General features: G+C 49.5%; 17 protein-coding genes. 4 read left to right on the plus strand and 13 right to left on the minus strand.

All coding sequences use genetic code 11. From position 1 onward, the window contains the following. Nucleotides 1–101: 101 nt before the first annotated feature. Nucleotides 102–1,253 (plus strand): trans-sulfuration enzyme family protein, encoded by a 1,152-nt coding sequence (locus tag CEW91_RS09705; RefSeq protein WP_088768764.1) that lies wholly within the window; start codon nucleotides 102–104, stop codon nucleotides 1,251–1,253. Here CEW91_RS09705 and CEW91_RS09710 read toward each other — a convergent pair. The 4 genes from CEW91_RS09710 to CEW91_RS09725 all read right to left on the minus strand — a co-directional run bounded on the left by CEW91_RS09710 (nucleotide 1,250) and on the right by CEW91_RS09725 (nucleotide 6,752). Next, nucleotides 1,250–2,938, minus strand: coding sequence for an NAD-dependent malic enzyme (locus CEW91_RS09710; protein WP_088768765.1), 1,689 nt, complete (start codon nucleotides 2,936–2,938; stop codon nucleotides 1,250–1,252). The genes CEW91_RS09705 and CEW91_RS09710 overlap by 4 nt on opposite strands. Before the next feature lie 144 nt (nucleotides 2,939–3,082). Continuing rightward, nucleotides 3,083–3,829, minus strand: a complete 747-nt coding sequence (murI, locus tag CEW91_RS09715) for a glutamate racemase (RefSeq protein WP_088768766.1) — start codon at nucleotides 3,827–3,829, stop codon at nucleotides 3,083–3,085. Nucleotides 3,830–3,835: 6 nt separating this feature from the next. Continuing rightward, nucleotides 3,836–6,100: a heavy metal translocating P-type ATPase gene (locus tag CEW91_RS09720; protein WP_088768767.1), complete on the minus strand. Its 2,265-nt coding sequence runs from the start codon at nucleotides 6,098–6,100 to the stop codon at nucleotides 3,836–3,838. Beyond that, nucleotides 6,093–6,752: a DUF998 domain-containing protein gene (locus CEW91_RS09725; RefSeq protein ID WP_088768768.1), complete on the minus strand. Its 660-nt coding sequence runs from the start codon at nucleotides 6,750–6,752 to the stop codon at nucleotides 6,093–6,095. Before CEW91_RS09725 ends, CEW91_RS09720 begins: the two co-directional genes overlap by 8 nt. Before the next feature lie 69 nt (nucleotides 6,753–6,821). Here CEW91_RS09725 and CEW91_RS09730 point away from each other — a divergent pair, with 69 nt between their 5' ends. Beyond that, complete coding sequence (locus CEW91_RS09730) at nucleotides 6,822–7,571, plus strand: 3',5'-cyclic-nucleotide phosphodiesterase (RefSeq protein ID WP_088768769.1); 750 nt, start codon at nucleotides 6,822–6,824, stop codon at nucleotides 7,569–7,571. A gap of 181 nt (nucleotides 7,572–7,752) precedes the next feature. On the opposite strand, the gene CEW91_RS09735 is transcribed toward CEW91_RS09730, so the two are convergent. The 5 genes from CEW91_RS09735 to CEW91_RS09755 all read right to left on the minus strand — a co-directional run bounded on the left by CEW91_RS09735 (nucleotide 7,753) and on the right by CEW91_RS09755 (nucleotide 13,492). Beyond that, nucleotides 7,753–8,277 (minus strand): hypothetical protein, encoded by a 525-nt coding sequence (locus CEW91_RS09735; RefSeq protein WP_088768770.1) that lies wholly within the window; start codon nucleotides 8,275–8,277, stop codon nucleotides 7,753–7,755. 296 nt (nucleotides 8,278–8,573) lie between these two features. Beyond that, a complete protein-coding gene (gene guaA, locus CEW91_RS09740; protein WP_088768771.1) occupies nucleotides 8,574–10,151 on the minus strand; it encodes a glutamine-hydrolyzing GMP synthase in 1,578 nt (525 codons plus the stop codon). An 11-nt stretch (nucleotides 10,152–10,162) separates the two neighbouring features. Continuing rightward, the gene (gene guaB, locus CEW91_RS09745; RefSeq protein ID WP_088768772.1) at nucleotides 10,163–11,632 is read right to left on the minus strand and encodes an IMP dehydrogenase; all 1,470 of its coding nucleotides are present in this window, start codon (nucleotides 11,630–11,632) and stop codon (nucleotides 10,163–10,165) included. Between the two features lie 216 nt (nucleotides 11,633–11,848). Continuing rightward, nucleotides 11,849–12,214 (minus strand): hypothetical protein, encoded by a 366-nt coding sequence (locus CEW91_RS09750; RefSeq protein WP_088768773.1) that lies wholly within the window; start codon nucleotides 12,212–12,214, stop codon nucleotides 11,849–11,851. Nucleotides 12,215–12,274: 60 nt separating this feature from the next. Next, complete coding sequence (locus CEW91_RS09755) at nucleotides 12,275–13,492, minus strand: hypothetical protein (protein WP_088768774.1); 1,218 nt, start codon at nucleotides 13,490–13,492, stop codon at nucleotides 12,275–12,277. A 189-nt stretch (nucleotides 13,493–13,681) separates the two neighbouring features. On the opposite strand from CEW91_RS09755, the gene CEW91_RS09760 reads away from it, so the two are divergent. Further along, on the plus strand, nucleotides 13,682–15,427 hold the full coding sequence (locus CEW91_RS09760; protein ID WP_088768775.1) for a DUF5666 domain-containing protein: 1,746 nt from the start codon (nucleotides 13,682–13,684) through the stop codon (nucleotides 15,425–15,427). Nucleotides 15,428–15,481: 54 nt separating this feature from the next. Here the strand turns inward: CEW91_RS09760 and CEW91_RS09765 are convergent, their stop codons facing one another. Beyond that, on the minus strand, nucleotides 15,482–16,972 hold the full coding sequence (locus CEW91_RS09765; RefSeq protein WP_088768776.1) for a hypothetical protein: 1,491 nt from the start codon (nucleotides 16,970–16,972) through the stop codon (nucleotides 15,482–15,484). 153 nt (nucleotides 16,973–17,125) lie between these two features. On the opposite strand from CEW91_RS09765, the gene CEW91_RS09770 reads away from it, so the two are divergent. Further along, entirely contained in the window at nucleotides 17,126–19,588 is a 2,463-nt protein-coding gene (locus CEW91_RS09770; protein WP_088768777.1) for an Ig-like domain-containing protein, read from the plus strand. Nucleotides 19,589–19,638: 50 nt separating this feature from the next. Here CEW91_RS09770 and CEW91_RS09775 read toward each other — a convergent pair whose 3' ends face one another. Genes CEW91_RS09775 through betB form a run of 3 tightly spaced genes read right to left on the minus strand, consistent with a single transcriptional unit; the run spans nucleotide 19,639 to nucleotide 23,948 of the window. Next, complete coding sequence (locus tag CEW91_RS09775) at nucleotides 19,639–20,820, minus strand: BCCT family transporter (protein WP_088768778.1); 1,182 nt, start codon at nucleotides 20,818–20,820, stop codon at nucleotides 19,639–19,641. After that, the gene (gene betA / locus CEW91_RS09780; protein ID WP_088768779.1) at nucleotides 20,821–22,512 is read right to left on the minus strand and encodes a choline dehydrogenase; all 1,692 of its coding nucleotides are present in this window, start codon (nucleotides 22,510–22,512) and stop codon (nucleotides 20,821–20,823) included. It abuts the gene before it with no gap. Next, the gene (gene betB, locus CEW91_RS09785) at nucleotides 22,512–23,948 is read right to left on the minus strand and encodes a betaine-aldehyde dehydrogenase (protein WP_420038568.1); all 1,437 of its coding nucleotides are present in this window, start codon (nucleotides 23,946–23,948) and stop codon (nucleotides 22,512–22,514) included. Before betB ends, betA begins: the two co-directional genes overlap by 1 nt. Between the last annotated feature and the right edge of the window lie 36 nt (nucleotides 23,949–23,984).

Below are 23,984 nucleotides of genomic sequence, written 5' to 3' on the forward strand. Positions count from 1 at the left end.
TGAAACGAACTACTTCCTTATACGCAACATCTCGCATTAGGATTACTTTAAACGAGATAGTTACCGTATTCTTTGTTATGAGAACCTGTAACGAGAAGTCTATGACAAAAACACTTTTTTCATCACAGTCTGTGCTCGCACAAGGTGGAACCAATAAACACATTCACGATGTATCTATTATCCCACCAGTATACACATCAACCACCTATCTTCGCGACAGTGATAATCAGTACCGGTCTGGTTTGGTGTATTCCAGAGCTGACAACCCGACGTATCGCCCTGCTGAATTATTGTTGGCAGAGCTTGAAAACGCAGCCGATGCTCGCTTGTTCGCCTCTGGTATGGCGGCCGCAACCGCGGTCTTTCAAGCCTTAAAACCCGGTGACTCCATTATAGCACCTCAGGTGATGTACTGGGCGCTGCGCCAGTGGTTGAAAACCTTTGGCCAGGACGCCGGGCTGCATATACGCTTTGTAGACACGAGTAACCTTGAAGAGTTGCAAAAAGCGGTCGATGAAAAAGCGCCAACCTTAATATGGCTGGAAACGCCCGGGAATCCACTTTGGACAGTCACCGATATAGAAGCGGTGTCGGCTATCGCAAAAAATTGCGGGGCGCTATTAGCGGTAGACTCAACCGTTGCCACCCCGTTACTGACCAAACCACTGGATTTGGGCGCTGATATTGTCATGCATTCAGCCACCAAATATTTAAACGGCCATTCTGATGTTATTTCCGGCGCGTTAGCGACGCGGGAAAACAGCCCGTTTTGGCAACGATTAGTCGCAATTCGTGGGCAAAATGGCGCGGTTCCCAGTCCTCACGATGCGTCGCAACTGCTGCGCGGCATGCGGACCTTATTTTTACGAGTTCGCGAGAGTTGTCAGAATGCGCTGTACATTGCTGAACAGTTGGAGCTGCATCCTCAAGTCACCGAGGTGCTCTATCCTGGGCTGAAAAGCTTTGTCGGGCATGAGGTTGCGGTTAAACAAATGCACGGCGGTTTTGGTGGGATGCTTTCGATTCGCCTGGCAGGTGGCGAGCAAGCGGCCATTGCCGTTGCCGCAAAAACTCAGCTGTGGCATCGGGCCACGTCATTAGGTGGCGTCGAAAGCTTAATTGAGCACCGCGCCAGCATTGAAGGGCCGGATACACCGGTACCCTCTGATTTATTACGTTTATCCGTGGGAATTGAAAGTGCCGATGACCTGTTAGCTGATTTACAACAGGCCATCGACAAAGCGCACGCTTAAATGCTGACGCGCTTGTAGAAGCGATACTCCGGTTTCCAGAAGTTGTTGTCGATGCGCTCACGCAGCGTGTCGTCATCAATTTCAAGTGCCAGGCCTTCCTGCTGAGCCACTTTACCCACCGCAAAAGCAATGTCTTTGCTGAGTTGGGTTAAGTCGTTGAACGCCGGTAACAAGGCGTCACCTTTGCCGTTAGCGCTCGGTGAAGCCGCAGCCAATGTCTTGCTGGCAACACGAAGCATCTCATCACTAACACGGTTAGCTTTGACCGATAAGACACCCAGCCCAATGCCAGGGAATATATAACTGTTATTGCACTGCGCTATTGGATAGACCTGACCGTCGTACTCAACCTTGCCAAACGGGCTACCGGTCGCCACAATCGCTTTGCCCTTTGTCCATTTCAGAACATCGGCCGGATGCGCCTCTACGTGTTTCGACGGATTACTTAATGGAAAGATAATCGGCCGCTCGACATTTTTCGCCATGGCTTCAATAACTTGTTCCGTAAACAAGCCCGCCTGCCCCGACACACCAATCAAGATGTCAGGTTCAGCACAATGCATGACATCCAGCAACGACGGATAATCGCCACTGTACTCCCAGTCATTCAGGTCGGCAGTTTTTTGCGCTAATGCCTGCTGGAAGTCGCGCAGCCCGTCCATAGTGTCCATGACCAGACCGTAACGATCCACCATGAAAATTTGTTTCTTCGCCTGCTCTTCGGTTAAACCTTCCGCCGTCATCTGAATCATGACCTGCTCGGCAATACCACAGCCTGCTGAACCGGCGCCGACAAATACTACTTTCTGCTCGCTCAGCTTTTTACCCTTTTGACGGCAAGCGGCTAATAGTGTGCCGACGGTAACTGACGCAGTGCCCTGAATGTCGTCGTTAAAGCAGCAGACTTCGTCGCGATAACGGCGCAGCAGAGGCATTGCGTTCGGCTGCGCAAAGTCCTCAAACTGAAGCATCACGCCTGGCCAGCGCTTAGTGACCGCTTTGATGAATTTGTCGAGGAACTCATCGTATTCTTCCTGACCGATACGCTTGTGCCGCGCGCCCATGTACATGGGGTCTTCTAATAACTTTTCATTGTTGGTGCCCACATCCAACATAACGGGCAGCGTGTACGCCGGGCTGATGCCACCACAGGCGGTATAAAGCGACAGTTTGCCAATCGGAATGCCCATGCCGCCAATACCCTGGTCGCCTAAGCCCAGAATACGTTCACCGTCGGTAACAACAATGACCTTCACCTTCTGCTTAGTCGCATTGCGCAGAATATCATCCAACTGGTCACGTTCTGAATACGAAATGAACAAGCCCCGCGAACTGCGGTAAATATCCGAAAACTTCTCACAAGCATCACCCACGGTTGGGGTGTAGATAATCGGCATCATCTCTTCCAGATGATCGGTCAATAAGCGGTAGAACAGGGTTTCATTGTTGTCCTGAATAGCCCGCAGATAAATGTGCTTATTAATGGGCGTTTCAAAACTTTTGTACTGCATGTACGCACGCTCAGCCTGCTCTTCAATGCTTTCGTAGCGAGGCGGCAACAAACCGGTCAGGTTAAACGCCGCGCGCTCTTCCTTACTGAACGCACTGCCTTTGTTCAACAGCGGGGTTTCCAACAAATTCGGACCAGAATAGGGAATATAAAGCGGACGCTGCGTCTGCGGCATAAGTACAAACTCCTGAAAGCCAAAGTAGTATTTAGTTTAACGTAGCCTGACATTCATGTCAGGTGAGATATCGACGAAAACACGAGTGCTGAGGTTATCAAGGGCGTCCCCCGCATGAGCCTTTCAACTTCAGTACTCATTCAACTACAGCTTCAGGCCCCAACGGGTGGCGGTACGTTTGACGGCATCGACGTTTTCGGTAGCGATAATGTTCAGAGGGGTGGTTTCGAACTGGGCGCTTAAGTCCAGGTGTTGCTTCAACCACGACAGCATAGCCTCGCCGGAATGGATCGTTTTGGCGCCGTTGAAGTAGTCAGAAATACTCTCGGCAATCAGCGGAAAGTGCGTACAGCCGAGCAACACCACGTCAGGCTTTTCAAGCTTGCTGAAATAATGCTTAAAAGTTTCCTGCAGTATCGGCCCGTCGTAAAGCTCTTCTTCGACAATAGGCACAAACAACGGCGTCGGCATGGCGTCTACTTGGTTGTAACCTAACGCCTGTATCTCGTGCTGATAGGCACCGGAGTTTATTGTTGAGCGCGTGGCAATAACCAGTACGCGGGCGTTGGTATCAACGTCTTGCAATTGTTGCAGCGCCATAACACCCGGCTCCAGTACGCCGTACACTGGTTTATTAGAGAATTTTTGCATTTGCTCAAGCGCGGTCACACTCACGGTATTACAGGCGACGACCAGACAATCGACATCGGCGCCGTTAAAAAACTCGACGGCTTCCAACGCATAGCGCGTTACCGTATTGCTGTCCTTACTGCCGTATGGCACCCGTGCGGTGTCGCCGTAATACAGCAACTCGCTAAAACAACCGCTTTGCTGCAATGAGCGAGCTACGGTTAAACCACCCACACCACTATCAAAAACGCCGACTTTCATGTCTGTTTATTCCTTTTCCGCCTGTGCGCCCAGGCTTACTGTTTTAAGTCGCAGCGCATTGGTTATCACAAACACACTGGACAACGCCATCGCACCGGCCGCCAGCATGGGCGACAGCAAAATGCCAAAAAACGGGTACAGAACGCCCGCCGCAACCGGAATCAACGCGGTATTATAAGCAAACGCCCAGAATAAATTCTGATGAATATTGCGCATGGTTGCTTCCGACAAGGCGAAGGACTGCTGCACCACGGTCAGATTGTCTGACATCAGTACCACATCGGCCGATTCAATGGCTACGTCAGTACCCGTGCCGATAGCAAACCCTACGTCCGCAGAGGCCAATGCCGGTGCGTCGTTAATGCCATCCCCGACAAATATCACCTGCCCCCACTCTTTTTTCAGGCGCTTAACCGCATCGACTTTGCCATCGGGTTTGACGTTAGCAATCACGTCGTCAATGCCTAATTCTTTGGCAATGCGCTTCGCAGTAGACTCGGCATCGCCTGTCACCATAGCCGTCTTCAAACCGTCATCATGCAGGCGCTGAATCAACTCTTTGGCACTGGATTTAATCGGGTCATCCTGAGTGAATACCGCTGCCAGCTTGTCATCTACCGCCACATAAATAGGCGTACGACCGCTTTCAGACCAGTTTTTCGCGTCATCGGGTTCGTTATCAAGCCCAATACCATTGTCCTGCATTAACTCGCTGGTACCAATATAAAGCGTTTTTCCATCAACTTTACCGGTCGCTCCCAAACCTGAAATGGCTTCAAAGCTGTCGGGCTCGCTGACTTTAATACCCTGCTCTTTGGCATAGTTGACCAGAGCTTCTGCGGTGGGGTGTTCTGACTTAGCTTCAACCGAGGCGGCTAATGTCAGCACCTCTTTTTCATCAAAGTCGCTCAGGGTGAGCCAGTCCGTAATAGTCGGTTTGCCTTCGGTCAGCGTACCGGTTTTATCAAAAATAACGCCTTTAGACTGTTGCAACGCCTGCAAAGCACTGCCCTGACGGAACAGTACGCCCATTTCCGCACCACGACCGGTGCCTACCATAATCGACGTCGGCGTTGCCAGCCCCATGGCACACGGGCAGGCAATAATGAGTACGGCCACCGCATTTACCAAGGCGAATGTGAGTGCTGACTCACTCGCCGCAAAATACCACACCACAAAAGTGATCAGCGCTACCAGCATGACCGCTGGTACAAACCATAAGGTAATACGGTTGACGGTGTCCTGAATGGGTAGTTTACTGCCCTGAGCCTGTTCGACCATCCGGATGATCTGCGCCAGCACCGTGCCTTCACCAGTTGCCGTTACTTTAAAGCGCAGCGTGCCTTTTTCATTAAGAGTACCGCCAACCACCTTATCGCCTTTTTCTTTATGCACGGGCTCAGGCTCGCCGGTTATCATCGCTTCGTTCACATAGCTGTCACCGGAAGCCACTTCGCCATCTAAGGCAATACGCTCGCCCGGACGAACTTCAATTTCATCACCTTTGCTCAGCTCAGCAATATCGACTTCTGTTACTTCGCCGTCACGCACCACACGCGCCGTTTTGCTCTGCAAACTCATTAACCGTTGAATAGCGTCCGAGGTATGACTTTTGGCACGCGCTTCCATAAAGCGCCCCGCCAAAATCAGCGTGACAATAACGGCTGAAGCCTCAAAGTAAACGTTCACTGACTCGCTGGGCAGCCAGGAGGGAACCACCGTTGCCACGACCGAATAGCCCCAGGCCGCAGTAGCGCCCAGAGCCACCAGCGAGTTCATATCCGGCGTACCGCGAAGTAACGCGGGTACACCCAGTTTGTAAAACCGTATTCCCGGGCCCGCCATAACCACAGTAGTGAGTACTAACTGTATCCACCAGCTGGTCTGTAAACCGAGTGTGTTATGCACCCAACCGGAAAATGCTGGCACCGTATGGTTGCCCATCGCTAATATAAACACAGGCAACGTCAATAATGCCGCAAGCCAGAGTTGTTGCTTCAGCGAACGCATTTCGTTCGCTTGTTGCTCTCGTTGCTCACGCATTTGCTTGTCACGGTCAACGACCTCATGAGCGTCGTAACCCGCGGCCTTCACAGCCTGAATCAAATCGTCAATAGAGACTGAGTCAGAATAGGTCACTTCCGCACTGTCCGACGCCAGGTTAACCGAGGCGTCTTCAACACCTTCCAGGCCATTTAGTGCTTTGTCGACACGCCCCGCGCAAGAAGCGCAACTCATCCCCTCTATACTTAAACGAATTGACTTACTCATGCTGCCCTCCTGCTATTTTTCCGCCGTTCGCCTCGCTGTCTTTCAGCCAAAGCAATAACCAAAGCACAAGCAAATGGCCTATCTCGATATATCGCTGCACGGCGCCACGAATTTCAGCCAACTCCGGCGACGTCATGAGCAAAAATCCTAAAGCAATAATGACCGCCAATAGAACAAAAGCCGCACGTACGGGCCAGGTGGTTTTTGGTGTGAAGCTCAATAATAACGTGCCTAACGCAAAGCCAAAGTAACTGATAACCGCAATGCCATTGTGTATCGCTTGCGAACTCGAGCCATCTACCGGACAACCGGCGTCACAGGGGGCCAGCGCACCGCCAATATAGGCCAGCGGATAAAAAAACAGTAACAACCAGCCGAGCTGACTGACGCCTTTGACTCTCAAGTACGGTCGCGTCGTTAATAACAGACCTGCCGCTATCATGCCCAACGGAATAAAGCCAACCCAACCTAATGCGCCGGCCGCCTGCGTGCCGGTGGCATTTATTTCGCTAATATACTGACTGACATGTGAAAAGTCTGGCTTAACCCAGCTGGCGACCAGCTGTAAGCCCACCCAAAACAAGGTCAAAATAATCAATTGCGGTAATATTGGCGAACTGTGCTGTGCAGGTGTGTTATCGGCTGTCGGCATGACGCCTCCTCGGCTGTTTTTAAGTATGATACTCTTTCACCCCAGTGTACTCCAAGATGGGTGTCATTTGTGAATATTCAAGTGTTAGGTTGCAGTGGTGGGTTGAGCGGCGACAATAAAAACGGCTCTACCTGCATTCAGTTGCGCTCCGATATCGTGATTGATGCCGGAACCGGTTTAAATCGTTTAAGCCTTGCGCAAATGCGGCAGGTTCGTCATGTCTTTTTGACCCATTCGCACATGGACCATATTGCTGCACTCCCCACGTTTTTGAGCAACCAGTACGATAGTGAGCACTTACCCGTTACGGTTTACGCCTTGCCGCACACCCTGGCCAAACTGCGTGACAACATTTTTAATGGCGACATTTGGCCAGAGCTCAGCAGCATGACGGAAGGACCCAACGCTATTTTGCAGTTTGAAGAAATTCAATCGGGGCATTGTGTCGAAATAGATAACATGAGCATCCGCGCATTTGAAGTGGAACACAGTGTCCCAACCGTCGGTTACAGCGTAAAAAGTGACGGGCAACATTTTGTCTTCTGCGCCGATACCATTGCCGGCAGCGTGTTAACTCAACAATTAAACGAGCTAGGTGACATTGATACCTTAATGTTGGAGTGCGCCTTTCCCGATGAGCTTTTAGACGTCGCGCAGAAAACCAAGCACATGACACCCCGTTTATTGCAAGAGGCCTTGGCCAGTTTGAAGCAGCAGCCCAAAGAACTCTGGATTACTCACCTAAAACCCAGCTACGAAGCTCAACTGCGAGAGTTGCTAACAAAAACACCACCGCATAAAAATACGGTGGTGCTTTAATTCGAGGTAGAATAATCGCTTGCTTACTTGAGCACAAAGCTCCTTATGCCGGAAACGCAGCAAGCTCATCCATGAGGGATTGACGAAGGCCTTCCATGGCCTTCGACACTCCGTCATAAGGAGCTTCATACTCTTGACGCTCACAAGCGATTGGCTTACCTCTCAATGCTTACATCAACGCTTAGAAGCTGTAAGTTACGCCCAGGTGAACTTCATTGTCGATGCTGTTGAAGTTACCACGGAAACCAGCGTCAGCTGAAAAGCGATCGGTGAAGGCATAACGTAAGCGCGCACCAACCGAAGCAAAGCCATCTAAGCCCCAATCGTAACCCGCATCAACAATTGCGGTAGTTTGTTGGCTTAACTTAGTCATAGCGCCGATGCCGGCATAAGCACTGGTGTCGTCATAGTTGCCAAAATCGTAATGGCTGACACCACCTTTTAAGAACGTATCGAACTGGCGATCAGCCCCCATATCCAGGAAATACTTAGCACCGGCGCGAAGTGAGTAGTCACCCACGTCAGTGAATTGCACTTCACCCACCCAGTTTGGAGCGATAGTTTTTGAACCTTCTACATAAAAGTCTGAGTTGTAAAAGTCGTTAAAACCACCGCTAATATAATCGACGCTGTCAGCATTACTCGCTGCAGAGAAGAAAAGCGAACCACTTGCCATTAGCGCTGTTGATAATACGAACTTCTTCATGACTTACCTCCTTGGTTACAATAATTCTATTATCGCACCTAAAAGGCTTTGCAACAGGGCATTCACTGTAAAAGTTCGGTAAAACTATGGGTGCGCATAACAGCAACTGAGCCACTTACAAGTGTTAAGGCACGTTATACCAGAGTGTCGACGATACTAGCTATTGACGCAAAGCTGTCGAAGGAAAATCTGGAGAAAGTGTGCAGCGCCATGGATGGCGCTGCTCAAGCCCTACAGGGATGTACTTGCCGGCGTCTTTCGGAAGATTTCTGCGACAGCCAGTCAATAGCTAATCGCTACTCCCACTCTATCGTTGCGGGGGGTTTGCCAGAGATGTCGTAAGTGACGCGGGAGATGCCATTCACTTCATTGATGATTCGGTTAGAAACCTTCTCCAACAGCTCGTAAGGCAGGTGTGCCCAACGCGCGGTCATGAAGTCGATGGTCTCAACGGCACGAATGGCAATAACCCAGTCGTACTTACGCTGGTCACCCATCACGCCAACTGAGCGTACCGGTAGGAATACGGCAAACGCCTGGCTCACTTTGTGATACCAGTCTGCATTGTGCAGTTCTTCAATGAAGATTGCATCAGCACGGCGTAGCAGATCACAGTACTCTTTCTTAATCTCACCCAGTACGCGCACGCCTAAGCCCGGCCCAGGGAACGGATGGCGATACAACATGTTGTATGGCAGACCCAGCTCCAAACCAATTTTGCGCACTTCGTCTTTAAACAATTCACGCAATGGCTCAACCAACTTCAAGCGCATGTCTTCAGGCAAGCCACCCACGTTGTGGTGTGACTTAATAACATGTGCCTTACCCGTTTTAGAGCCCGCTGACTCAATTACGTCAGGATAAATCGTGCCCTGCGCCAGCCAATCGACTTCGGTCAGCTTACCGGCTTCTTCATCAAAAATTTCAATGAAGGTATTACCAATAATTTTGCGCTTTTTCTCAGGGTCGTTTTCGCCTTTAAGCGCATCTAAGAAGCGATCTTCAGCGGCAATAGGAAGAATGTTCAGACCGTAATGGTCGCCAAACATCTCCATGACTTGCTCCGCTTCATTCAAACGCAGCAAACCGTTGTCCACAAAAATACACGTCAGCTGATCGCCAATGGCACGGTGCAGCAACATTGCCGTAACCGACGAGTCGACACCGCCAGACAAGCCAAGAATGACCTTATCAGTACCGACTTGCTCACGAATACGCTCTATCGCATCGTCAATAATTTTCGCTGGCGTCCATTGCTTTTCACAGCCGCATATACCGCTGACAAAGTGCTCCAGCATACGCATCCCCTGACGTGTATGCGTCACTTCCGGGTGAAACTGAACCCCGTAGAATTGGCGCTCTTCGTCCGCCATTGCCGCATAAGGGCAGTAAGAGGTCTTCGCCACGGTATGGAAGCCTTCAGGAATCGCTTCAACTTTATCACCATGACTCATCCAAACGTCCAATAAAGGCGCGCCGGACTCAGACACTGCGTCTTCAATGGCCTCAAACAGCGGGCTCTTATCCACCAACTCAATTTGCGCGTAACCAAACTCACGCTCTAACGAGCATTGAACTGAACCGCCCAACTGGTGCGCCATGGTTTGCATGCCGTAGCAAATACCAAACACGGGTACGCCCGCTTCAAATACATAGTCTGGCGCACGCGGAGAACCTTCTTCAGCGACGCTTTCCGGACCACCGGAAAGAATAATGCCCTTCGGATTAAAATCCCGAATATCGGCTTCGTCTACGTCCCACGCCCACAGCTCACAATAGACGCCAATTTCGCGAATACGGCGGGCTATCAGCTGCGTGTACTGCGAGCCAAAGTCTAAAATCAATATTCGGTGATCATGGATATCTCTAGTCATTCGTCATCCTGTTAAGAGCTGCGGTAGTTCGGTGCTTCTTTGGTAATATGCACATCGTGTACGTGTGATTCGCCCATGCCGGCAGCGGTCACTTTTACAAACTGCGGCTTGGTGCGCATGTCTTCAATAGTCGGGCAACCGGTTAAACCCATTGCTGAGCGCAGACCGCCCATTTGCTGATGAATAATGGCTGAAATTGGGCCTTTATAAGCAATGCGTCCTTCAATACCTTCCGGTACCAACTTGTCGGCTTCATTACTTTTCTGGAAGTAGCGGTCAGATGAGCCGTTGCTTTGGTTCATTGCGCCTAAGCTGCCCATGCCACGGTAAGATTTATAGTAGCGGCCCTGGTAAAGCTCAACTTCACCTGGTGACTCTTCAGTACCTGCCAGCATGCTGCCAACCATAACGCAGTGCGCGCCAGCCGCCAGTGCTTTCGCAATATCGCCAGAGAAGCGAATGCCACCATCGGCAATAATAGGAACGCCAGAGCCTTTTAATGCATCAACAGCATCGCTAATGGCACTGATTTGCGGCACACCACAACCCGTAACAATACGCGTTGTACAAATAGAGCCTGGACCAATGCCTACTTTCACGGCATCGACGCCGGCTTCAACTAAGGCTTTTGCACCTGCTGCTGTCGCGACGTTGCCGGCAATAATTTGTAAGTCTGGGTAGTCTTTACGTGTTTGCTTAACGCGGTCTAACACACCTTGTGAGTGACCGTGCGAGGTATCAATGAGCAGGACGTCTACGCCCGCTTCGACCAGCAGTTTAATGCGCTCTTCGGTACCAGCGCCAACACCAACCGCCGCACCCACACGCAACGAGCCTTTTTCGTCTTTACAGGCGTTCGGTTTGTTTTCAGCTTTTTCAAAGTCTTTCAGAGTTATCATACCCTTCAGCTTGAAAGCGTCATCCACAACCAGAATCTTCTCAATGCGGTGTTTGTGCATAAGCTGAAGAATCTCTTCGCTTTGCGCGGTTTCATGCACAGTCACCAGACGATCTTTACCGGTCATGACATGGCGAATCTCTTTCGCATCATCGTCTTCAAAGCGCGTGTCTCGGCCCGTCACAATACCGACCAGGTCACCGTTTTTCTCAACCACAGGAAAACCCTGAAAGCCGTGCTCAGCAGTCAGTTCATTAATTTCACCAATGGTTGTTGTCGGTTGAACCGTAACAGGGTCTGTGACCATGCCACTTTCGTATTTTTTAACCTTACGGACGTGTGCAGCCTGCTGTTCCGGCGTCATGTTTTTGTGGACAAAACCAATACCACCTTCTTGCGCCAGCGCAATTGCCAATGCCGATTCGGTAACCGTATCCATGGCGGCCGAAACCATTGGAATATTCATCGAAATTCCACGCGTTAATTGCGTGCGTAAATCGGCGGTATGGGGGAGAACTTCGGAATGACCGGGAACGAGCAGAACGTCGTCAAAGGTCAAGGCTTCTTGGGCAATTCGCAGCATGTGCAACACTCCGTGACTGGATTCATGTTGCGGGTGGATTTTACCCGTTTTGCCTGACTGACGCAAGGAAAATTAATGAATGCTTGGGTATGTACTGCGAATCTGGCCGGACGCCGTAAACCCATCCCTGGGGGCTTATGTAACGCCATCCATGGCGTTACATACCGGCCTGCTCCGCAGTACACTCCCTTAATCGCATTCACTCATTTTCCTGCGTTACGGTATCCAACAAACGCCGTCTTTTAGTTGAGGTTTAGGCTCTGGAATAAACTGACAGTTAGAAATACCTGTCTTGGCATCCTCTTTTGCTTTTTCATTGTACTTATATATAGCGTCTAGCAGCGCTTGTTCATTGGTAATAGTTTCGCTGCTGTACACCACATAGCCTTCCGGGCCGCCGCAGGCTTTTTTACCTACAGGTAATACTTTGCAGCTTTCTACCGTTTGAGCTTTTGGCGTGCCAATCAGCGCTTTTATGTCAGCCATAGTGACCGGCTCATCAACCTCAGTGCCGTTCGCCGATTGTGCGCTGCTGCAGCCCATAGAAAGTAAACCAACTAAAAGTGTTAAAACTATTTTCATGAATGTCCCTTTCTGATTTTTAACCTGAGGCATATAGCCCCAGGTTACAAGAGAAGAATGTTATAAGCGAGTAAAGGCGACATCGCCCTCGCCGGTAATGGTTATTGTCATCGTATCACCGTCAATAGCAACACTATCAATGGGTAATGTAGATGCCAGAGTGTCACCACTGGTGTCGACCGTAATATCAAACGTTAAAGTACCATTGTCTGCGGAATACTCGTAGGTTCCGTATTCAAGCCCGACTCCACCACCTTCCGCCGTCGCCTGAACGGCTGAGAAAACACCATCGTCACGGAAAATAAACAGAACTTCTTCACCAGAGCCATCATTCAATTGCCAGCCACCCACAATACTCGAGGCGCTATCAATTCGAGTAAAGGTTGACTCCAACCCATCCGTTGAAGGCACTATGACCATGGTAGACTCACCCACGTTAACGGTTACCTCACCGGCATCACTCAACCCCGCATCACCGTTTGTGTCGGCAATAACTTCACCTGTAAGTTTCCTTAGCTCATAACTATAAGTGCCGTATTCGTAACCGCTTCCGGTATCTACATTCTCTACTTCAATCTCGTAATAGTAGCCGTCATCTCTGAAGGCTAAGAACACATCGGTAACATCTTCATACTCTTCGTCTCGTTCTGTTTCATACCAAGCCCCAACAATCGACGGTGGCGTCGCTCCCGCCTCTTCAAGAGTTTCCGATAAATGCGCCACCGCTTCTTCAGCTGTGACCAAGCCATCCACCGAGGTATCTTGGCCTCCATTTGTCACAAAACTTTGTACTGACGCATTGTTTTCAAACTCTTCCACCGTCACATAAAAATCAATGTCATTGGTTGCCACATCCGCAGCTGTTTCCGAAATGCCAATACCATTGGAAGGATCCTGGTCCACATCCAGCGACAATAATAAACGCACCATATTAACAACGGCGTCATCATCAATAGAACTCGCTCCCAATATTTCCACTGGTGTCACCGTAGCCTGCGCATCGGTTGCCGGAAACACTAACTCGCCAATAGAAAAGGTGACTTGCTCCCCTTCTTGATATTCGAACTCACCCGCATCATTCGTTGTACCGCTTTGCGTTTCGGTCTCAAAGTCGACATTACCAACCTCTGCGTCAAGGAAAACACCGATCTCAGTTTGGACCGTACCACCCGTATTATCATCTTCGCCACTGTCCGCCGTATTATCGCTCGAGTCCGAGCCACAACCAGACAACACAAAAGCTGCCGCCAATGAAAGTAAAACCAGTTTATTATTCATTATTTTTCTCCTTGTATGTGCTGTTCACTTTTTGAACATAGGCTCTAACTCAGAAAAGCGCAAAGTTTGCTGAAATATTTTGTAACATTTGCATAACGTAGTAGTTACTCAAATTTATCAATGACATCGCCGCTGCACTTCATCTACATTGGGTATTACTTAACCAAACGTAATAATGAGGTAATACGCATGCGTTTTAAGCACTCTCTGTTAGTTTTAGCCATTGCAGGTGCTCTGTCTGCTTGTGGCGGATCAAGCGACTCATCCACTCCAGACAGTAACACTGGCGGTGACGATACCGGTGGTGACAACACAGGCAGCACAACTACCGTTGTCACCGAAGGTGTCATTACCGGTTTTGGTAGTGTGTACGTAAACGGCCAGCGTTATGGCTCTGACAATGCAGCTATTGCCGTTGGTAACTCACCGGCTGCAGACGAAGCGCAACTTAGAGTGGGCATGGTAGTCACCGTTGCCGCTTCTGCTTCTGACAATGGCGAAGACCCGGAAGCGGAACAAATTACCTATGAAGAGAGTTTACAGGGTCCTGTTGCGTTTATTGACCGAGAAGCTGAACAAATTGAAGTCTTAGGCCAAACGGTTATTTATGATGACTTAACCGAATTTGAAGCAACCGACCTAACTACCTTAACCGTTGGCGACTTTGTTGAAATAAGCGGATACGTTAATGAAAACGGCAATTTCTATGCCACATTAGTTGAGTTGGAAGACGACGAAACGGAAGTAAAACTGAAAGGTAACGTTGCTAATTTAGATACCGACGCTCAAACATTCACATTAGGCGAGTTGACCATCAATTATTCAACCGCTGAATTTGCTGACATGACGATGGAAGATCTCGCTGACGGGTTATTTGTGAAAGTTGAAGGCGAGACTTTTGACAGCGAGACCATGACTCTTACAGCGGACGAAGTTGAAAACAAAGAGCAAAGTGACATTGACGAAAACACCGACGAAGTCACTATTGCCGGCATCGTTAAAAACTACGACGCCGAAGCCGGCACTTTCACCGTAAACCAATATAACTTCACCTTAGGCGAAAGTACGGAGTTCGAAGACGGTACTGTCGACACCATGGCTAACGGTATTATTGTGAAAGTTGAGGCGGCGTTAGATGGCGAACAATTAGTGGCAGAAGAAGTCGAGTTTAAAGCTCGAGATGCGCGCAGCAAAGTGGAAGGGCAAGTGACCGATATTGACACAGAAACCATGACCTTTGTGCTCAACGACACAACTTTCACCGTTACCTCAGAAACGCAATATGACGACGAGTCAGATATAGACGAACGCCGTTTCACATTCGATAACATTGAAGTCAACGATTGGCTGAAAGTGGTTTCCCGCCAGGACGAAGAAGGCAATGCCGTTGCATTGAAAGTGAAGCGCATCAATGAAGAGGCACGTGAAGGCGAAGTAAAAGGTCGCGCAGCCGACGTAACCGAGGACGGTATGACGGTTGCCAACGTTGCCGTCACCTTTGATGACAATACTGAGTTTGAAAACGACGACGGCAGTCTTTCTTTAGAGCGATTTGTCGCGCTAGCCGGAACTCAAAATGCTGTTATCGTTGAAGTGGAAGGCGAATACATTGACGGCTCACTCGTTGCCACTGAGGTAGACGTTGAAAACGTGAGCGGAGGTGATGACAACCGCCCTGACAATACCGGCAAAGCCGAGTTCAAAGGTGCGATTGAGTCCATCGAAGGCGATTTAATTTTCGTGAACGGAAAAGAGCTTCGCTTCACTGGCGATACAGAGTTTGAGCTCAACGACGAAGACGTCGACCTTCAAACGTTTTATAACGCCCTCGAAGTTGGCACTGTCATTGAAATAGAAGGTGTTTGGGTAGATGAGACCTACATTGAAGTGAAAGAAGCTGAAGTCGAAAACGAAGAGGACGACAGCGAAGAGTAACCGTAAAGCATATGTAGCCTGACGTTATTACGCCAGGCTACATTTTAAAGTTACTTACTCGCAAGCGCCCCACTCGGCATCTGCAGAGCCTTTACATTCTTCTGTGTAAGTACCGTCTTCCTGATACGTGGTTTTCTTGTAATTCCAGCCACCTTCGTTATCAAACTGGCGTTGATACTCAACTTTCAGGTCGCCTTCCATGACCGTTTTCTTCAAGCTGACATTCGAATAATCCTCTGCCATGGCATTGGCATCCAGAGTATCGTCATAAGACGCATCTAAAGCACCCAAGTCAACCAAGATAGAATCCAGGTTCAGCTCATCACGGCGTTCAACAAAGTCTTTCATATAGTCGAATTTGCCGAATTCGCTCGTTTCAGTGTTGTAAGGCACCATATACTGAGCCACTTCGCCCAAACCTTCGGCTTTATCTAACCAGTTCATCACAAACACTGACTTAGTGCTTAAACCACCACAGGTGTCCATGTTATTCAACACTTCGTACTCGGTGTTCTCGGTTTGCTGGTAACCCACTGTATAGTTAAGGGTCTGAGCGTCATTACAGCTTTCTTCATACGTCGCAACTTCAATGCGATCCGCATCAATCGTTTTGAAGTAAGAGCTGCGGTTGTAAAAGTCTAATTGCTCACCAATTTGCTCTAAGTCCGAGCTCACTGCGTTGGTTACTGAGCGTGTTTCTGCGCTCGAGCTCCATTCACCAGCCGCACCCTCGCTTTGCGGTGTAAATACATACTCAATACGAACCCAGCCATCTTCGGTCTTACGATAGCTCACGTTAGCCGAAACATCCGGGTTTTCTTCCTCAATTGCCCGCGCTTCTTCCAGGCCTTTCTGCAAGCCCTTTACAATTAACTGCGCCAGCTCGTAATTCTCAACATTTCCGGACTCAATATAATCCGCAAAAATATCCTGCTCTGACAGGTTGTAGTGGCTCACGACCTGAGAAATCGCAAAGTCCATTTTTGACTGCAAGTCCGCAATTAAGTCTGAGTTCCCCTGAAACTCTTCACACGCCAGGTGCGGGTTGCCATTGCCACGTTCAGGGATTATTTCACTCTTAATTTCGCTCCACAGAATGGTTGTCAGAGGCGTAATGTTCACTTCCTCAAACTGCTCACCTTGTAATGGCGGAATCGTCATAACATAAGCTTTGCCGACTTCTCCTAAGTCTTCATCAACAGCCCCGACCGGCACATCAACCACTAACGCGGCATGTGGCAAACAAGCTTTGTCGGCATCTTCTAATTCCAGCGTATACTCACCGTTTTCACCAGACTCAGCTGACGGTTCATTGGGTTCCTGTTTACCATTTCCGTTAACATCCAAAAACACCGTAGCGCCCTGAATGTAACCATCAATGACTTTACCTGACACCGTTGTCGCCGCCGTTGTGTCGCCACCGTCGTTACCACCGCTATTGTCACCGCCGACAGCACCAGAGTCTGAGCTACTATCAGAACCACCACCGCATGCTGCAAGAGACAATGCCGCCGCCATACTCAGTACAAGGTTTAACTTCTTCATAAAACATCCTGTTCGTTGTTATTTTTACATCGCGCCCAAAGGCTAAAACAACGTATCAGAGTTTTGTAATTTTGTTAATTTTGTATTTTTTAGAAGAGTTAAAACTGTTAAGGTTATGTAAAGAAATCAATGTAATACAAAAAGGAAATAATAATGGATTTTAAAGTCTCCATGATAAGTCGCTCATTAATCATCGCAGGGGTTGCATCAAGCTTAATTGCGTGTGGTGGTTCCAGTGAGACAAACGAGGCGCCTGTTGCGGGCGCTGTTTCAGCAGAAGCCGATGTATCTCAAGAGCAAACCACCGTTAATTTGCTGGCGAGCTCAACTGACCCGAACGGTGACGCACTAACCGTTACGGAAGTCGGTTCAGCCGAGTTTGGTACCGTGTCTCTGGATGGGAATACAGCAGTTTATACGCCAGAAAGCACAAGCAACTTTGGAGAAGACAGCTTCACATTCACTATCAGTGACGGTGAGTTAACCAGTGAAGCCACCGCAACTATTGATTTAGTTGGCACGCTCTCGATACAAGGACAGGTTATCGATTCCCCCATCGCGAACGCAACAGTTAGTATCATCGTAAATGGTGAAGAATACACTGTCCAAGCAGATGAAAACGGTTTTTACGAGCTTCCTGCCAAGTTCAGCTCGCTGGACAGCAATCAAGTCGTTCGTATTACGGCTCGTGGTAGTGAGGAGTTTAACCAGGGCAATGTTACGTTAAGCTCGATGCTCACATCTATCGGAAAGTTGCTCGAGCGAGCCGGTGATGATTTCACACTTAGCCGCTCAGACATCAACGACGTAAACGTTACCCATGTGACAACAGCGCGCGACGTATTAACACGAAAGGCGGCTGGTGACCAGGAAGTTACCGCTGACAACATCGCTGAATTCGGCAACGCAATTGACCCTCAGCTCCTTATTCAGATGGCGGCTGTAACCAAACTTATCGTCGACAACGACTCATTTGAGCTGCCTGAAGGTTACGAAACTATCGAAGAGTTTCTGAATGACGACAATAGCTACAATGAGTTTGTCGAAACAGCAAGCGCAGGTGGCGATAGCAGTCCATTAAATCAGGCTATTGAAGAAACACTAGAAGATCCCGATGTTATGCCTGAGCTGAGAATGGAAGACCTCTACGGTACTTATATGCAAATTCGAAGAGCGCCGGAGTTTTTAAAGCCCGATGCGGCGGCAACATGGAAAATTAGTGAAAACGGTATTTCTCAGTCTCAAGTGGTAGAGGCGGAAAGTCCGGTCGTGTCATTTAGCCTTAATGGTAATAAGTTAGTGCCTGATACAGAGAACGCGAAACTATCCGGTAGCGTTAACTTCGCATTCCTTTCGGAAGATGCTTTTGAAGATCGTCCAGAAGCAAAGGATGCGTGGGTAGCATATAATGGCTGGAGTAGCTTCCGCCCTACCCAAGTGCAGGTAACGGTACAAACAGACCTCGTTGAGTCAAGTGTTATCAGTCAAAGCGAGTCTGAGCTCGTACTGCGCAACACTACAGTATATAAGCAGTCAGCCGTGACATTCGAGTTTGAGGGTCAGCAGTATGTCGCTAAACCTGCTACCGAATCACAAAGCCAGAACGATATTCGCTTAGTTAAAGTGGACGAATTTATGCAAAGCGAACTGACCTTTAACGTGTCAGAGCAAAGTGAATGGTTGCTGCCTCCTGTTAAATCCTCATTCTCAACTCTGGAACTAGTTGCTTACAAGCTATCAGCTGACAATAGTTATGCAATGCAACAATCCGACATCTACCTCGAGCAACACTCGTATACAGAGCAGGACGTTGCCGGTACTTGGCAGTTGTCTGAGGACAAGAGGCATTTAACACTCACACCGACTTCTGGCGACTACAGCATTCGTTTAACTCGTCATCGTAACGATCCTGATTACAAAAGCGTGGTCACTGAGTACTTATATGAAGGTGAGTCTAAAGTAACGAAATTACTCTATGGTATGCCAACACCTCAAGCACCTGATTTTTCAGTTGTCGACATGGTAACCGAATCAGATTTGCTGTTTAACTCTATAGTCAATTATCGCGACGCTGTATTCTGGAGTGACAGCGATACTCTTAGAGTAAAAGAGTTCATGTTTGACTTTAATGCTGACGGAACCGGTCAACAACTAAGCGGCCTATGCAAAGGTGAACTACTGAGTTTTGGCACTGTGTGCTCAGAGCCCATGCAAGCCGCCCCTGATTCCATTCAAGAAATGACGTGGGAGCTCGGTGGTGATGCTGTATTTGATGAACTTTTCATATTCAACCGAAACGCTCAAATTGAAACCTCTGACTCAATGAGATATTGGCTACCGCTAGGCTTCAGTGACAAAGATATTCTGTCTGTGTTGGAGTGGAATGTTTGGACGTACTACGATACTGACGGAACGCCAAATGGGAACAGTTATATACTCCCACGCTTTAATCACTATCAGTTAGCGGAACGCCCGGAAGTCTATGATCCGAATGCGACAGGTACATCGAGTATGACAAAAACGTTGTTCTCAGAAGTAGAGTCGCAAACATCAAGCAACTTAGGGTACATTATTATCAACCCTCAAGTATCACCAGAGACACAAAGAAAGCATTAATGTCTGGGTAGGTTGATGTCAAAAGGCTCCATTTGGAGCCTTTTTATTGGTTAAAACAGCTTATTCGCTGCGGGCAATTTCGAGCGCTTATCTTTAAAAGCCAACGCGTAAATTACGCAGCAAACACCTATGCCAATGACCAGCGCGCCCACCCATTGAATGCGAATAAACTCAAGGCTAAACAGCACGGTTAAGCCAACCATGAGAAACGCATGCAGCGTAAAATAGCGTGTCTTACCAAGGCGGCTGACGGTTAAGTTCAAGTTATCGGAATACAGGCGAATCAGGGAATCTAGGGAGTTCAATACAAACACCACGCCAACACCCACCATTATGCGGTTTATCCAGCCGGAGGTATCAATGCCTTTGGTATGAAACAAGTACAACACGCTGAACCACAAGCCCAGCGACAGCGACGGCCAGACCAGCATATTCACCAACAACGTAACCGTCTTCATATTACCCACGAAGCGCGCGGTAAACTGACCTATCATAATGCTCCAGGCGAACCACCAGAACAGATAAAATGCGTGGTAGTCGTTAATGGGCAAAACAAACCGCTGTAAATGCGTAAAGTAATCACTCAGTAACGGCAGCGTTTGCAGATAGTCGGCCGCCTCTACATTCGGCTGGGCCACCACATAACTGCCAAGCCCTGCAATTAGCGCGAAAAACAGCGCACCGGACGACACACTCAGCACCTTCACAAAGCGCAGTTCGGTGCTTGAGTAAACCGCCGCACAAATGGTGAGCGTCACTAGCCCGGCGAACAACCATGGAAAACCCGAGTCCGGCGCAAGCGCAGGCAAGTACCAACTTAAGTTGGCAAACAGCAAGTGCGCCGTAAACGCGCAGGTGCCAATAATGACAATGTTGTTCACCCACTTCACCCAGGTTATTTCAAAGAACCGGAGTTTCGGCTCCAGTGCGCAGAAATAGAAGCAGGTGACAAAGTAAATCGCCCAGACCATGAAGCCCCAAAAGCCAAACTCGATAGCTAACGGATTGGCAAAGGCGTATTCACTGTTCTCTTTGAGGTTCTCATAAACCGGAAACTCGGTAAGCGGGAACATGATGAGTCCCACATCTAGCCCGGAGGTGAATAAAATAGCGACAAACACTAACGTTGATACCGGAATTTTTCCCTGCAGCGGCATGGCCCCCCAGCGCCACAGAATAAGCAGCACTAAAGCCATGAACAAGATCATTCCGGCGCCCACTAAGGTTAGCATTTAACGCACCTCTCGTTGTTGCTTACCCTGACGCTGACGTTGCTGCCATTGTTCGTCCATCACCACTTTCACATTTGCTGCATCAGCGGCTTCGCCAAAGCGAATTAAGTCAGCAGCGCGCTCCGCCAACATAATGGTCGGCGCGTTCAGGTTCCCATTCGGTATGGTCGGGAATAAAGACGAGTCGACAACGCGGAGTCCCTGCAGTCCACGTACTCGGGTCGTCGGATCCACGACCGCTTGCTCGTCATCTTCAGCGCCCATACGACAGGTACCGCACGGGTGATAAGCGCTTTCCACCGCACCGCGAACAAAGGCATCAATTTCTTCATCCGTTTGAACCGAAGCGCCCGGTTGAATTTCCTCACCGCGATATTTGTCCATCGCCGGCTGAGCAATAATCTCACGCGATAACCGCACACAGGCGCGAAACGCCTCAACGTCTTCCGGCTCTTGCAAGTAGTTAAACTGAATTTTGGGTGCTTCTTTCGGGTCTGCCGACACCGCGCGTATCCAGCCACGGCTCTTCGGTTTATTGTGGCCAATATGCAGCTGAAAGCCGTCACCGTCAAAGGCACTGCGCCCGTCATAACGCATAGCCGCTGGTAAGAAGTGGTATTGCAAGTCCGGCCATTCAATGCCCTTCTTCGAGCGAATAAAACCGCAAGACTCAAAATGGTTGGTCGTCCCAAGGCCGGTTTTAAATAGAATCCAGCGTACGCCAATCGCCAATTTACTCAGCGGCCCCAGCTTACGGTTCAAACTGACCGGTTGCTTACACTGGTACTGAAAGTAAAACTCTAGATGATCCTGCAGGTTTTCCCCCACGCCCGGCAACTCATGTTGCTGCTCAATACCGGCGTCTTTCAATACCTTTGCAGGACCAATGCCTGACAGTTGCAACAAGTGCGGCGAACCGATCGAGCCCGCGCTCAGAATGGCTTCATCGCGACAGTCAAAACGCTTCACCTTACCTTTTTGTACAAGCTCGACACCAACCGCACGCTTGCCTTCCAACAGAACACGCTTAACCAACACACCGGTTTTCACCGTCAAATTAGAGCGTTCCATGGCAGGCCGTAAATACGCGTTAGCGGTCGACCAACGACGGCCATTTTTAACCGTCATGTGCATTGCGCCAAAACCTTCCTGCTGCGCACCGTTATAGTCATCGGTGTGCCAATAGCCGGCTTGCTCCCCCGCTTCAACAAACGCACTGTACAGCGGGTTTTGCATGTTGTTGCCGTTATTGACCGCTAACGGCCCACCAACATTACGATACTTGTCCGCGCCAAACGCCCAGTCATCGGCCTTTTTAAAGTAGGGCAGGCAGTGCTGGTAGTCCCAGCCCTCGGCGCCATGTTCAGCCCACTCGTCAAAGTCACGCGCGTGACCGCGCACATACACCATGCCGTTAATCGATGAGGAGCCACCCAGCACCTTGCCGCGAGGACAATGCATGCGGCGATTATCTAAATACGGCTCCGGTTCGGTATGAAACTGCCAGGCGTACTTTTTCGTGTTCATTGGTATCGACAACGCGGTCGGCATTTGAATAAAAATGCTTTTGTCCGAGCCGCCGGTTTCCAGCAACAGTACGCTTTTGTTTGCGTCCTCTGTCAGCCGGTTCGCCAATACACAGCCAGCCGAGCCGGCCCCGACAATAATGTAATCGTACTGCTCAACCGACATTAAAATGGCCCCTGCAACGTCTCCATGCCCACATACACCGACTTGGTCTGTGTGTAGGATTTCAGCGTTTCAACGCCGTTTTCGCGGCCAATGCCGGACAGTTTATAGCCACCCACCGGCATTTCCGCCGGCGAATTGCCCCAGGCGTTGATCCAGCAAATGCCAGCCTGCATTTGTGCAATAACACGGTGCGCGCGGCGAATGTCATTGGTAAACACGCCGGCCGCTAAACCGTATTCGGTATCGTTCGCCTGGCGTACAACCTCGTCTTCGTCGGTAAAGGTCATGACCGACATCACCGGACCAAAAATTTCTTCACGACAAATGGTCATGTCGTTATGGCAGTCGGCAAAAATGGTGGGCTCGACAAAGTAGCCATTTTCACAGCCCTCAGGAGTCACCGCGTTACCGCCGTAAACCAATTTAGCGCCTTCCTGCTTGCCTTTCTCGATGTACTCTAAAACCAGTTGCTGATGCTTTTCCGATATCAGCGCACCCAAATTGGTTTTCGCATCCATCGGTTCGCCAATCACAATATTCTTGCGTGTACGTTCCACCAAGCGCTCCATAAACCGGTCGTACACCGACTCATGCACAAAAACGCGCGTACCGTTGGTGCACACCTCACCCTGCGTGTAAAAGTTCGCCATCATGGCACCGGTGACCGCTTCTTCAACATCCGCATCGTCAAACACAATTAAGGGTGACTTGCCGCCAAGCTCCATAGTGACTTGCTTAAGCGTGCCGGCAGCCGCCGCCATGACTTTTTTACCGGTACCCACTTCACCGGTTAACGACACCTTGGCAATGTCCGGATGCGCCGTTAGAAAGCGCCCTACCTCGGCATCCCCCTGAACCACGTTAAACACACCATCCGGTACACCCGCTTCGGTGAATATCTCTGCTAACTTAGCCGCGCCGCGAGGGGTTTCCTCTGACGGTTTGAAAATCATGGCGTTACCGGCCGCCAGTGCAGCCGCTGACTTCCAGCAGGCTATTTGAATTGGGTAGTTCCAGGCACCAATACCAAAACACACACCCAGCGGCTCATGGCGGGTATAGAAAAAATCATCACCCACCGGTTGTTGCGCGCCCATCATCGACGGCGCTAAATTCGCAAAGTACTCAATTGAATCGGCGCCGGTCTGAACATCTACCTCAACCGCTTCCTGCCACGGTTTCCCGGTATCCTGCACTTCGTACTTCGCCAGCTCGTCATTACGCTCACGCAATAAACGCGCGGCTTTTTGCAGAATGCGTGCCCGCTCTACCGCCGGCGTCTTTGACCACTTTTCGAAACCTTGCTTAGCACTCTTTATTGCCTGTAGCATCATCGCTTCACCGGCCTGTTCAACCCGGTAAATGACCTCACCGGTTGCCGGGTATCGCACATCAAAACTGCGGCTTTCGTCGCCGTTAACGTAGTGCCCATCAATAAAGTTTTTAAGCGAAAAGTTGGTCAAGGTACACTC

Origin of the sequence: Idiomarina piscisalsi (genome assembly GCF_002211765.1) — a bacterium.
Classification (GTDB): Bacteria; Pseudomonadota; Gammaproteobacteria; order Enterobacterales; family Alteromonadaceae; genus Idiomarina; species Idiomarina piscisalsi_A.

What these genes read in the sequence shown, in the direction of transcription:
- CEW91_RS09755 (WP_088768774.1), bottom strand. Translation starts at nt 13,492, where the DNA reads ATGAATAATAAACTGGTTTTACTTTCATTGGCGGCAGCTTTTGTGTTG.
- guaB (WP_088768772.1), bottom strand. Translation starts at nt 11,632, where the DNA reads ATGCTGCGAATTGCCCAAGAAGCCTTGACCTTTGACGACGTTCTGCTC.
- CEW91_RS09725 (WP_088768768.1), bottom strand. Translation starts at nt 6,752, where the DNA reads ATGCCGACAGCCGATAACACACCTGCACAGCACAGTTCGCCAATATTA.
- CEW91_RS09750 (WP_088768773.1), bottom strand. Translation starts at nt 12,214, where the DNA reads ATGAAAATAGTTTTAACACTTTTAGTTGGTTTACTTTCTATGGGCTGC.
- CEW91_RS09705 (WP_088768764.1), top strand. Translation starts at nt 102, where the DNA reads ATGACAAAAACACTTTTTTCATCACAGTCTGTGCTCGCACAAGGTGGA.
- CEW91_RS09760 (WP_088768775.1), top strand. Translation starts at nt 13,682, where the DNA reads ATGCGTTTTAAGCACTCTCTGTTAGTTTTAGCCATTGCAGGTGCTCTG.
- murI (WP_088768766.1), bottom strand. Translation starts at nt 3,829, where the DNA reads ATGAAAGTCGGCGTTTTTGATAGTGGTGTGGGTGGTTTAACCGTAGCT.
- betA (WP_088768779.1), bottom strand. Translation starts at nt 22,512, where the DNA reads ATGTCGGTTGAGCAGTACGATTACATTATTGTCGGGGCCGGCTCGGCT.
- CEW91_RS09770 (WP_088768777.1), top strand. Translation starts at nt 17,126, where the DNA reads ATGGATTTTAAAGTCTCCATGATAAGTCGCTCATTAATCATCGCAGGG.
- guaA (WP_088768771.1), bottom strand. Translation starts at nt 10,151, where the DNA reads ATGACTAGAGATATCCATGATCACCGAATATTGATTTTAGACTTTGGC.
- CEW91_RS09710 (WP_088768765.1), bottom strand. Translation starts at nt 2,938, where the DNA reads ATGCCGCAGACGCAGCGTCCGCTTTATATTCCCTATTCTGGTCCGAAT.
- CEW91_RS09735 (WP_088768770.1), bottom strand. Translation starts at nt 8,277, where the DNA reads ATGAAGAAGTTCGTATTATCAACAGCGCTAATGGCAAGTGGTTCGCTT.
- CEW91_RS09720 (WP_088768767.1), bottom strand. Translation starts at nt 6,100, where the DNA reads ATGAGTAAGTCAATTCGTTTAAGTATAGAGGGGATGAGTTGCGCTTCT.
- CEW91_RS09775 (WP_088768778.1), bottom strand. Translation starts at nt 20,820, where the DNA reads ATGCTAACCTTAGTGGGCGCCGGAATGATCTTGTTCATGGCTTTAGTG.
- CEW91_RS09765 (WP_088768776.1), bottom strand. Translation starts at nt 16,972, where the DNA reads ATGAAGAAGTTAAACCTTGTACTGAGTATGGCGGCGGCATTGTCTCTT.